Source organism: Pseudoalteromonas sp. GB56, from assembly GCF_054923835.1.
In genome coordinates, this window is the sequence record NZ_JBPCHK010000001.1 from 3,075,823 (window position 1) to 3,088,523 (window position 12,701).

Consider the following 12,701-nt stretch of genomic DNA (forward strand, 5'->3'; position numbering starts at 1 on the left):
TGAATAGAAAAGCCGCTCATTGAGCGGCTTTTTTGTGATTGCTTAGATTATTTAAACACGTCTTCTACAGCAACAACCTTGATGTTTTTGCTTGGAATCGCCAGTTTATAGCTTTCGATTTGTTTGTCTTCGGCAATCAAATCAGCTGGCTTTTCGGTGTTGTACTCAAGTGGCGACACCTGCTCTTTTGCTAAGCGCTGCTTCATGTCTTCACCATCACCGCTGACAAACACGTAATGAATGTTATCGGTTTGCAAGTTTTCACGAATAACGCGATTTACGTCTTCAACCGTCAAAGACGCCAGTTGTGAACCAACGTAATCAGCAAAGTTATCAATACCGTAAAACTCGCTATCTAAGGCATAACCTAACTGGCGATTTTGGCTAGCAACTAACTGCGGCACAAAGTTCACAAGGAAGTTGCGCGTGGCATTGAAATCAGCCTCACTCATGCCTTCATTGATAAGCTTATCCAACTCAAACAGTGCCGTACGTGTCGCAAAATGCGCATCATTGTTTGAACGCAGTGGACGCAACCACACTTGGAAGATTTGCTCTGAACGACCTAAGTTAGCATCAGGCTTGGTTTGGAACATACCACGCGGGAAGTATTCAATATACGCATAATCACCGTAGTTCATACCACGCACTTGGCGAATACGTTCGAACAGTTTTGCATTTGAATTACGGTGTTCACCCAAGAACGAACGCACTAACCACAGTGCTGTCCAATCTTTGCTTGAACGGGTCGTATCGATTGGGAAGCCAAACGACACTGCGGTAGATTTCGCATTCTTTTCTACGATTGTTGCATGATGGCCCACGAGTGCGGGGGCATCAGGGATGCTTAATCGCGCTGTGTCACCCGCTGGCAGTGATTGCAAATCTGTCATCATTTGCGCTTTTACATCATCGGGTAAGGCACCAATTAGACCTAAATGCAAATTACGCTGTGTAAAGTTTTGCGCATAGAAAGCTTTTACATCATCAAGAGTAAGCGCTTCTAAGTCAGACAAATCACCATAGTTGTAGTTTGCGTATGGGTGGCCTTGATAGAGTTCTGCGTAAAGCACTTCTTTACCTAGTTCTTCGTCATTTGACGCTTTTAAACTTGATGTAATACCGTCAATCAATTCTTTTTTCAAACGGGCAAAATCATCTTCACGGAAACCTGGATTAAGGAGCTGATCACTCACCAAGTTATACCATTGCTCGGCGTTATCTTTGTGAATACGGCCACGCAATGAAATCATTTCCTTATCGATTTGGTAACCAAAGCTACCAGCGATTGGGTAAAGCGCTTTTTGGATTTCTTTGTAGCTCATTGATTGGCTACCACCTTTGGCAAGCATCGCCGCTGTAAGTGCTGCTAAGCCTTTTTTGCCTTGTGGATCTGCCGCTGCACCAGTGTAGAAAAGCCAATTCACATCAACTAAAGGCGAGCTGTTGGTCTTATCAAGTACGCTAAACAACTGCTCTGTTGGTGCACTGTTTAACTGAGCAACCAAGCTATCTAGTTCGACTTCTTTGTCGAAACCTGCCACTTTTTCTTGTGCAGACATCGTCACCGTCGTACGGCTACTGTCTGTGAAATACTGATTGGCTATGGCGCGAATGTCTTCACTCGTAACGCTATCCGCACTTTGATATAAAGCGTTAATCACTTCCGGATCACGTTCAAAATGCATGTAACTCGCAAGTGTTGACGCAATGGCTTGAGATGAATCTAGGCTATTGATAAAGCTATACTTAGCATTAGACTTGAGCGCTGCTAATTTACTTTCATCCACCAGTTCAGTGCGAGCTTTGGCGTAGGTTTCATTCACTGCATCTCGTACAACGGCTAAATCAGCTTCATTGTCCACTTTAACAAACACATGCAGTAAACCGGGATCTTTGGTTTCTGGGTTGTAGGTGAACATTTGCGAAGCAATTTGTTTTTCTACCACCAGCTGTTGATACAGTTCTGAGTTTTCAGAGAAATATAACTGCGACAACAAATCAAGCGCAGCACGGTCTTTCGTATTTGGGTTCCACTGGGTGCCTTTGTATGACACGAGTAACCAATGGCCAGGTAACCCTTCGTATTGCTCATGAACATAACGCGCAGCTGTTTGCTTTGGCTCAACAGGGATATCGGCTTGGTAATCACCGCGCTGCCAATTTCCCCAATGCTTCTTCACCATTTTAATGGTTTCTTGAGGATCAACATCCCCCACAATTACCAGCGAAACATACTCAGGTTTGTAAAAGCGTTCAAAGAAGGATTTACCATACGCACTTTGATCAGGCATGGCTTCAATGTCTTCAAAAAAGCCCATAGTGGTGTGTTTGTAGGTGTGCTTGTCGAATGCCTCGTTGCGAACTGAAGAGAGTAATTTACGAATTGGGCTGGCATTATTCTTAAGATACTCGCCCTTCACCGTTAACGCCTCGGTGCGGAATTGCTCTTCACTGTACGTCAAGTTCTGGAATACATCGGCTTTTACTTCTAACACCTTATCCAAATGTTGCTTAGAGAAGTTTAAGTGGTAGTTGGTGTAATCATTGGTAGTGTAAGCGCGGTTATCAACACCTGAGTTTTTCATAATGTCGGCGTACACGTCTTCTGGGAATTTCTCAGAGCCTTTAAACATCATGTGCTCAAAGAAGTGTGCAAAACCTGTTTTACCGGCTTCGATTTCATTGCGTGAACCTACAGAAACAGGAATTTGCAGCGAAACCACATCAGGATAATCGGTTTTCACAACCATCACGCGCAAGCCGTTGTCGAGTTCCTCTAACACATAATCTTGCGAGAACACTTTATTACTTTGTTGCGCCACTGCCGCAGAGGCCGTGCCTGTTTGTGTTGTTTGCGTGCTTTGGCAACCACCGAGCGTAAGCGCCAGTGCAATACCCGAAGCAATAACTGATAGTTTCATTATTCCTACCCTTTGTTGTTCATTTAATTTTGATTCTTGTCGATTTCATTATGCAATAAATTCATTCGTGGGGCGTTAGTCATGCGATATTTTTGCTGTAAACAAATGTGTCTATCCGTAAATGCACCCAATATGCGTACTTTCAGTACCCTCTGAACATGAATGCAATTCAAGTTCGTTGAGTAAGTTTCATAACAAAAAGCTGTTTAGACGTCTAAATGGCTGTTATAGTTATTTCATTAACTGCATATGGGAATGAGGATCATGGCGCTAACACTGCAAGAGAAAATTGAGGATGCCCGTCAAGGGGTGTACCTCATAGGTACGACACCGCCAAAATTTGACACCGACGACATTAAGCTACAAGCAATTGCTGAGAAGCTACTTGGCCGCTTGCATGAAATCGAATACGACGGCGTGGTTGTCTACGACATTCAAGATGAAAGCAGTCGAATCAGCGCGCCAAGGCCGTTCCCATTTAAAGAAACCATCGACCCACGTCGCTACAGTCGCCTGCTGCGCCGATTATCGCACCTTGATGTGATCACATACAAAAGCGTTGCACAACGCAGTGCAGCTGAATTTAATCAGTGGCTAGACGCAACTCACGAGGAACATAACCTAAATAACCTTGTACTGGTTGGCAGCCCTTCATCAACGGGCGACGTAAAGCTCAGTTTAAACGATGCCTATAAGCACATCTGCGAACATGACCATAACTTCTTTTTGGGTGGAGTCACCATTGCTGAGCGCCATGCAAGTAAAGGCAATGAGCATGAGCGTCTATTAACTAAGACTCAACAAGGTTGTAAGTTTTTCATTTCACAGGCTGTATATAACGCCCAAGCGACCATAGATTTAATCACCAGCTATGCACGTAGCTGCCGCCAGCAAGGGATTGAACCAAAACGTATTATCCTTACCTTTACGCCCTGTGGTGGTGAGAAAACATTGGAGTTTATGCAGTGGCTAGGTATTTCCGTCCCAGAAGCAACCAAGTACCGTATGCTTGATGCCGAAAATACGTTAAGTGAATCGGTGCGTATCTGTCGTGAAAATCTGGATTTAATTCTACGCAGCTGTGCGCACTTAGATGTACCACTGGGTTTAAATATTGAATCTTTGACGAACCGTAAAGAAGAAATCGATGCGTCTATCAATCTCTATCGCTTGCTTAAAGCAACCATGGAATTGAGTTTAGCAGAGCGCCAAATAGCCTAACTTCCCGCCCTTCATTTTCTTTTGCTCTACGTTGCGCTACCTAATTAGGTGGCGCTTTTTTTATTTCCCCTCTATTTAAACGCTTTAGCAACTTACTGCGTCTAACTCCAATAAAAAAGGACTTAACAATGTACGTTGCAAAACTAATTAGACTCTCAATACTATTAATAACAATACTTTCTTTGCAGGTATGGGCCAGCTCTCATTCAACTGCTATAAACGCTCTAGAACCTACACTCACACCTCAACAAATGCATGAAGACATTGATAAATGGTGGCAGTGGACCAAAAACACCCACCCAAATCTGTCTTTACGTATAGCGGATATCAATACATTTGAAAATAATTTAAAGGAGCTGAAAAGCAAGCTTAACTCGCCCTTGAGTGTAAACGATTTTCTCGCACACATTAGTATTTTGAACGGCCAGTTCAATGACGGACATATGAATATCATGGTCCCAAGTCAGCGTCGTCTGGTGGAACAAATCACTGAGGAAAAAAATGGATTATTCCCATTTGAAGTAAATATAGAGGATGGTTTAATTTCAATAAGCGGCAAACTGGGTGGCGACAAAAGTATTTACGAAAACGCACGCATTGTTGCTATCAATAACCATCCTATCGAGTCGATATACACTCAGTTGATGTCGCGAATGTATGGAGACACAGTGGCCCACAAAGAGGCTTTGCTAAGTAGCAAGTTTGCTTTGTATTACTGGTTGTTCATTGATAAAAGCAAGGATTTTGTTATTACGTTTAGTGATAAAACACGTCCACTAAATTTGGTTGTTGGCGCATCGAATAACAAGCCCTTAAGCTTGCAATCCTCTACTTTCGAAAACACGTTTAAGTTTGAAATGTTAAACCCTGATGAAGCCAAAATGACCATCAATGAATTCTGGTGGCATGACAAGCAAGCATTCTATGACTTTACTCAAGACGCATTCACAAACCTGCAAGCTCACAAAATTAAACACCTGATCATTGATGTCAGCCTTAATCGTGGTGGTGATGATGATATGTGGAAGAAAGGGCTACTCAATTATATCGCCGACAAACCGTATAGGCACACAAGCTTCTACCAGAAAAAAGTGATCGCTGAACATCAAGACGAAGGGGAAGAAATTGGTGATGTTATTAGCAAGAGTTACCAAAAGTTCGAACCCAGTGGTATCGATAACCCTCTCTATTTTGGCGGGAAAGTCAGCGTACTTGTAGGGGTTAACACATACTCTTCTGCTATTTTGTTTGCCAATACAGTCCAAGATCATGGATTTGCTCGAATCATAGGAGATGCCACTGGCGGATACAGTTGGCAAACAGGTGGGATTCAATTTTTCACTTTGCCCAACTCAAAGCTACGTGCTGTCAGCCCCCGCTTTTATTTAGCGCGCCCAAGTGGGGAAGGTGAAAACCAAGTAGTAGAACCCGACACCACTGAATAAACGCTTTTGCAGGCTCTCGCACCGTCAATGCAGTGCGGGGGCCTACGAATTGAGCCTATTACTTTTTACGCCATTGACCATCAATTTTGACCATTTGACCCGGCGATGTCTTTTCAATCGCTTTCGCACCCGCGAGTGTTTCCACTTGCTCTAGCGTAATGCCGTTTTTCTTAGCTAAAGATTGATACTTCGCTTTGCGCTTTGCATTAATATCTTCAATCAACTGTTGTGCATCCGCATTGCCTTTGACTAATTCAAGATAACCGCTGCTCGTTTCGCCGACGATGCCTTGAGATTTCGCGTCATCCAAAGTGATAGCAAATGCATTGAAGGTCAACATCGCTGCTGTAAGTAAACTAGTCCATTTGATCATTTTCATAGTGCCCCCTAAAACAACTCACTGTCATCGCTAAATAATTCGTCCAATTCTTTATCTACTTTTACGCGGATCTCGTGATCTACTTTCACGTTCAAATTGATGGTGATAGGTTCTTTAGCCTCAACTTCAACCTTGTGAGTACAACCAGATAGGCCGCCCATAAAAGTACTCGTTAATACTATCGCCACCAGCAGTGGTTTGCTCATTGGCTTACTCCTTTGCTTGATACTCTTGCTCCACTTTCTTTGTGATTTCATCACTTAGACGGAGCGCTTTAAACAGGGTATAAATGTTTTCTTCGTGATTGTAGTTAAAATTAACGGCTTGCTTATGATCAGGATTTTCCCCTTTAATTCGCATTGCCATTGTTAACCAGCCATCACGTTTCAAATTCACGTCTGCTTGGATGTCATGTATGTCTAGATTTTCTAACATGCCAAGCATAGGGCCTAATTGTTCTTGCTGCGACTTAACAGCATTAAAAGCGGCGTTATTATCTATCGTCAACTTGCCAGGTTGCTGAGAATAAATACGTCCATCCTCAACACTGACTCCTTCGTTATCAAAGCGCAAAGGTAATGAAGCACCGAGTATCCCTTTGAATGCGATCCCTTGCTGGGGTTCCAATGCAACGAGCTTGCTGGCATCGATACCGTTTAATGTGACAATAGTATTAGGGCGTTGCTTTTCAAGCCCTGTTACATACATCTTATTCAGAGCAACGCTACCACCCAATGCACTTGCTGTTACATCAGCCAGATATATATCGTCTTTTAGCCCAACCAGCCCTTTAACTTGCGTCAACACTGGACCTGCTCGTACCTCATCTATAGTAAAAGTAGATTCTCGCAGATGAAGTTGGCCTGAATTCCATTTTCCTTGTGGTTTGACCGACAAACTTTGTACAAGATAATTTTGGTATAAAATGTCAGCGTCAGTGATATCAAGCTGCCAGTCAAATTGTTGTAACTTGGCATCCCCACTTGCACTCAATGAAACTTGCCCTTCACCAAGCACCACATCAGCATTGAGCTGACGTACAACAGGCATGAAAGCGCTCAAATCGGTGTTATTTATTGTCAGACTGACAGGTGCATTGTTGCTATCAAAGTTATGCTTCGCTAAGGCGTTGATACCTTGCCATTGCAATAGGTGAGAGCCCTCGATTGCTCGTGCAACAGTGACATTGCTGTCGATTTTAATGTCAGAGAACAGAAGTGAATCGTAACGCAACCTAGCGATTGTACTTTGCGCTTTCACCTGGGCAGATTTGCGCCCTATTCCTATGTCTCCTGTAATATCGTAAGTTTGGCGTAAATTTTCAACCAATGTTCCGTAGCCATTCAACAGCGTAAAATGCGTGTTCACTCGCCCTTCAATGGTGCCCTCAGCTGTTAATTTCAAATCAACATTGGCTGTCATTTCACCTGCATCAAGCCCTTGAGCTGTTATTTGTTCAGCACGCACTCGTGCTGAAAGCACGCTTTTACCTTGGAGTTGATAAACAAAGTCACCTTCACTTTGCAGTTCATTCACTGTCACGCCGATATCCGTTGGTACGTTGAACTGGCCTTCGTAGCTTCCCGCGATATTGGTATTTGAATATTGCCCCTGGCTGGTGAAACTGCCGTATTGGTTTATCTTTGCCTCAAGCGCATATTCACCTTCAAAACTAAGCACCTGCCAATTTAGCTGGCTTTGCTTTGCCAGAACACTGAGGGATTCTTTTTCTGCTTGGGTACTAATAGCTAATGATGGCATCCTCACATTACCCAATAAATCCAACGTCATAGGCTCAGCCGCATTTACATGCCATTTGGCGCCGCGCAAGCCACCAAGATATTGTGTGTTTTGCGCTAATTTAGCGCATTGTGGCAATGCCACTTCGGTAGTTAGTGCGCTGGTATCAAGTTGAAATACATGCATATCATTTGACTGCAATGCGATACGCCCAGCGCTACTTGCCACCCAAATACAGTTATCACCAGAATCGAAATTTACTCGCGCTGAAGTATGGATCTGCGCGTCAACGCGATTGCCCCAAAACTGCCCCTTAAGGCCTAAGTTAGTCACCCAAGCCTGCCAAGGTAGCTCTGCCTGATACAAAGATTGCGCCTGTTGTAATAACACCTCGGTAAATGCATCGCTCATGCTTATATCAACACTTATCACATCCGCATCGAGCGCCCATTCCCCATTCACATCTCCTGCAACCACAAAATGATTGAGCCTTTGCTCATCAATTGAAAATTGCATCGCTCTGGCAAGACCCGGATAAGAAATTGATGCTGACTCAATATGCAATAGCGGGCGTTTGATGGGGAGTAATAAAGCTAATGGCGCATTCTGCCATTGGGAGTCGGCACTATTAGACTGCGCTAATGTAGTCGCGACCACCGTCGCCTTTTCTATTGACAAGGCATCGAAGGTCAAAGAGATCCCTTCGAGAGTTAAAGAATGTCCCTCATATGATAAACAGAGCCGATTAGCCTCAATGGCGAACAACCCTTCGCCCCATTGCCAGTCTGCACAGGTCAATTGCGCGTCGTAGTGATCCAAATAATGTTTTGCCACAGCATGGGTAATTTCAGTGCGGTACACATAGGATACCCCTACAGTGACGGCTATCACACAGATGATAATCAGCAATGAGTATATGACTTTGCGCAGCATAGCCTTCCTTAAGCCTGCAACATTGATTCAATACTAACACGGTAAAACTGAATCTGCCGCGAATAAAAAAGGCTGCAACGGCAGCCTTTTTCAATTTAGAATTCGCTCAGGTTGCGAATTAACCAACCTGCTTACGTGCATTGCGGAACATACGCATCCACGGGCTGTCTTCTTTCCACTCGTCTGGGTGCCATGAGTTCGCCACTGCGCGGAATACACGCTCAGGGTGTGGCATCATCACTGTTGCACGACCATCAGTAGACGTAATACCTGAAATCGCCTCCGGTGAACCATTCGGGTTCGCAGGGTATTGCATTGTTGGGTTACCGTAGTTATCTACGTATTTAACCGCAACAGTGCCTGAGTTCACAGCCGTTTGAATCGCCGCAGCATTTGCAAACTCTGCACGACCTTCACCGTGTGAAACAGCGATTGGCATACGAGAACCAGCCATGCCGTTAAAGAAGATAGACGGGCTTTGCTGTACTTCAACAAGCGTAGCGCGCGCTTCAAAACGCTCACTTTGGTTCGTTACAAAACGTGGCCAATGCTCAGTGCCTGGGATTAGCTCGCGTAATGTAGAAAGCATCTGACAGCCGTTACATACACCTAGGCTGAACGTGTCTTGACGTTCAAAGAAGGTCTGGAACTGATCGCGTGCCATGTCGTTGAATAGAATTGACTTAGCCCAACCTTCACCCGCACCGAGTACGTCACCGTAAGAGAAACCACCACACGCCACTAGACCTTTGAATTGCTCCAGTGTTAAACGACCTTCAAGGATGTCACTCATGTGTACATCGATTGCAGCGAAACCAGCGCGGTTAAACGCAGCCGCCATTTCAACATGAGAGTTAACACCTTGCTCACGCAAGATAGCCATCTTCGGCTTAGCGCCTGTTGCAATGTAAGGTGCCGCAACATCTTCGTTGATGTCGAAGCTCAGCTTCACATTGAGGCCAGGGTCATTTACGTCAGCTTTTGCATCATGCTCTTGCTGTGCACATGCTGGGTTGTCACGTAGTGACTGCATTTGATATGTGGTTTCAGCCCATGCTAGACGAAGCTCAGTACGACTGTTATCAACAATAGCAGTACCTCCGCGGTTGATGATGAGCTGATCCGCATCATTCAACGTACCAATTTCATGGCTTAATGCCGCAAGGCCGTTGTCAGCAAGTATTGCTTTAACAGCTGCTAGGTCGTCGTTACGAACCTGAATCACAGCACCGAGTTCTTCGTTGAATAGCACTTCTAAGTCAGAACCAGCGAGTGCGTCTAGTTCTAGCGTAACGCCAGTGTGACCAGCGAACGCCATTTCCGCAACAGTTACGAATAGACCACCGTCTGAACGGTCATGGTAAGCCAATAGTTTCTCTTCGCTTACAAGTGCTTGCATTGCGTCGAAGAAGCCTTTTAATAGCTCAGGGCTATCTACGTCAGGCGTTTTGTCACCTAGCTGCTTGTAAACCTGTGCCAAGCTTGATGCACCCATACGGTTTTGGCCTGCGCCAAGGTCGATAAGGAGTAACGTTGACTCGCCTTTGTCGGTACGAAGCTGAGGCGTGACTGTTTTACGAATGTCTTCAACACGACCAAATGCTGAGATAACCAGTGAAAGAGGTGCAGTCACTGCTTTATCTTCACCGTTGTCTTGCCATGTAGTCTTCATCGACATTGAGTCTTTACCTACAGGGATAGTCAGGCCAAGTGCAGGACATAACTCTTCACCTACCGCTTTAACGGCTTCGTAAAGACCGGCGTCTTCACCTGGGTGACCCGCTGCCGCCATCCAGTTTGCAGATAGCTTAATGTTGTTCAGTGAACCAATATCAGCACAGGCGATATTTGTGAGTGACTCTGCTACGGCTAGACGAGCAGACGCACCAAAATTTAGAAGTGCCGCTGGTGTGCGCTCACCCATTGACATCGCTTCGCCGTGGTAAGTGTCATACGCCGCAGCTGTAACCGCACAGTTGGCCACTGGCACCTGCCAAGGACCTACCATCTGGTCGCGAGCAACTAAACCAGTTACAGAGCGATCGCCGATAGTGATAAGGAAAGTCTTTTCCGCGATTGCAGGAAGACGAAGCAAACGTTGAACCGCATCTTTTACGGTAATCTGCGCCGTATCAAGAGCTTCACCTTGCGCTTGCTTTGACGTTACGTCGCGGTGCATCTTAGGTGCTTTACCCAAAAGTACGTCAAGCGGCAGGTCAACAGGGTTGTTGCCGAAGTGTGAGTCAGCTACGCGTAGGTGACGCTCTTCAGTGGCCGTACCAATCACTGCGTATTGCGCACGTTCACGCTTACAAATTTGCTCGAAACGGTCGAAGTTTTCTTCGGCAACAGCTAGCACGTAACGCTCTTGAGATTCGTTACACCAAATTTCGTGTGGTGCCATACCCGGCTCGTCGTTTGGTACGTTACGAAGTTCGAAGATACCACCACGGCCACCATCGTCTACAAGTTCTGGGAAGGCGTTTGATAAACCACCTGCGCCTACATCGTGGATAAACGCGATTGGGTTTTCGTCGCCTAACTGCCAACACTTGTCGATAACTTCCTGACAACGACGCTCCATTTCTGGGTTTTCACGCTGTACAGATGCAAAGTCTAGGTCTTCGTTTGATTGACCCGATGCCATTGATGAAGCAGCACCGCCACCAAGACCAATGTTCATCGCTGGACCACCCAGTACGATTAGCTTAGCGCCAACAGGGATTTCACCTTTTTGTACGTGCTCAGTACGGATGTTACCCAAACCACCGGCGATCATAATTGGCTTATGGTAACCACGAACCTCTTCACCATTGTGGCTATTAACGAGCTCTTCGTATGTACGGAAGTAACCAAGTAGATTTGGACGACCAAATTCGTTGTTGAATGCTGCGCCACCTAATGGGCCTTCGATCATGATATCAAGCGCTTCAACGATACGGCCTGGTTTGCCGTATTTGCTTTCCCACGGTTGTTCAAAACCTGGGATGCGTAAGTTAGATACACTGAAACCTACAAGACCGGCTTTGGGCTTAGAACCACGACCTGTCGCACCTTCGTCACGGATTTCACCACCAGAGCCTGTTGATGCACCAGAGAAAGGAGAAATAGCCGTTGGGTGGTTGTGTGTTTCAACCTTCATCAAGATTTCGATATTTTCTTGATGGTATGTGTACTCACCTACGAAATCAGGGAAGAAACGACCTGCAACAGAGCCTTTCATTACCGCAGCGTTATCTTTATAGGCAGATAACACGTTGTCGCTGTTTTGCTCGTAGGTATTTTTGATCATTTTGAACAGTGATTTAGGCTGCTCTACGCCGTCGATTGTCCAATCAGCGTTAAAGATTTTGTGACGGCAGTGCTCAGAGTTAGCCTGCGCGAACATAAATAGTTCGATGTCGTTCGGATTACGACCTAGCTTTTGGAAGTTCTCAACTAGGTAATCAATTTCGTCGTCTGCCAGTGCAAAGCCCTGCTCAACGTTTGCTGTTGCAAGTGCTTCACGACCACCGCCTAGGATGTCTACTGATGACATTGGGCGTGGTTCGTCATGAGTAAATAACGCGCTTGCATCTTCCATCGAGCGATGTGTCGCTTCTGTCATGCGGTCATGTAGTAGCGCTGCTACTTCATTGACTTCACATACACTCAAGTTACCTTCAACATAGTATGCAATACCACGTTCAATACGGTGTACTTGTGCTAAACCACAGTTATGTGCGATGTCAGTTGCCTTTGATGCCCAAGGAGAAATAGTGCCTGGACGTGGCGTAACTAAGATCAGCGTACCTTGTGGCTCGTGCTCTTGGATATGAGGACCGTAAGTAAGCAACTTTTCAAGCTTGGTTTGCTCGTCTGCACTTAACTCAGCTGTTAAATCAGCAAAGTGCATAAACTCAGCATACACATCAGTTACAGGTAGGTTAGCTTGCTTACATTGAGTAAGTACTTTTTGAACGCGAAAATCGGAAAGTGCTGGCGCACCACGCAGGATTAACATAGGTAATATCATCCGGGGTTAAGGATTGAACGACAGTTGCCGCGCATTATACTTAT

At 45.3% G+C, this 12,701-nt stretch carries 7 protein-coding genes; 2 read left to right on the top strand and 5 right to left on the bottom strand.

Annotated elements, in window-relative coordinates; genetic code table 11:
* Positions 1-47: 47 nt before the first annotated feature.
* The gene (locus ACH19P_RS14320) at positions 48-2,924 is read right to left on the bottom strand and encodes a M16 family metallopeptidase (RefSeq protein WP_462159205.1); all 2,877 of its coding nucleotides are present in this window, start codon (positions 2,922-2,924) and stop codon (positions 48-50) included.
* Positions 2,925-3,188: 264 nt separating this feature from the next.
* On the opposite strand from ACH19P_RS14320, the gene ACH19P_RS14325 reads away from it, so the two are divergent.
* A complete protein-coding gene (locus ACH19P_RS14325; protein WP_462159206.1) occupies positions 3,189-4,145 on the top strand; it encodes a methylenetetrahydrofolate reductase in 957 nt (318 codons plus the stop codon).
* 443 nt (positions 4,146-4,588) lie between these two features.
* Positions 4,589-5,590 carry a S41 family peptidase gene (locus tag ACH19P_RS14330; RefSeq protein ID WP_462159207.1) on the top strand — a complete coding sequence of 334 codons (1,002 nt, stop codon included), beginning with the start codon at positions 4,589-4,591 and terminating at the stop codon, positions 5,588-5,590.
* A 58-nt stretch (positions 5,591-5,648) separates the two neighbouring features.
* On the opposite strand, the gene ACH19P_RS14335 is transcribed toward ACH19P_RS14330, so the two are convergent.
* From ACH19P_RS14335 to purL, 4 genes are all read right to left on the bottom strand, one after another.
* A complete protein-coding gene (locus tag ACH19P_RS14335) occupies positions 5,649-5,969 on the bottom strand; it encodes a YdbL family probable chaperone protein (RefSeq protein WP_462159208.1) in 321 nt (106 codons plus the stop codon).
* Between the two features lie 8 nt (positions 5,970-5,977).
* A complete protein-coding gene (locus ACH19P_RS14340; RefSeq protein WP_462159367.1) occupies positions 5,978-6,130 on the bottom strand; it encodes a YnbE family lipoprotein in 153 nt (50 codons plus the stop codon).
* Between the two features lie 49 nt (positions 6,131-6,179).
* Positions 6,180-8,642 (bottom strand): intermembrane phospholipid transport YdbH family protein, encoded by a 2,463-nt coding sequence (locus tag ACH19P_RS14345; protein ID WP_462159209.1) that lies wholly within the window; start codon positions 8,640-8,642, stop codon positions 6,180-6,182.
* 118 nt (positions 8,643-8,760) lie between these two features.
* Positions 8,761-12,645 carry a phosphoribosylformylglycinamidine synthase gene (gene purL, locus ACH19P_RS14350; protein WP_462159210.1) on the bottom strand — a complete coding sequence of 1,295 codons (3,885 nt, stop codon included), beginning with the start codon at positions 12,643-12,645 and terminating at the stop codon, positions 8,761-8,763.
* Between the last annotated feature and the right edge of the window lie 56 nt (positions 12,646-12,701).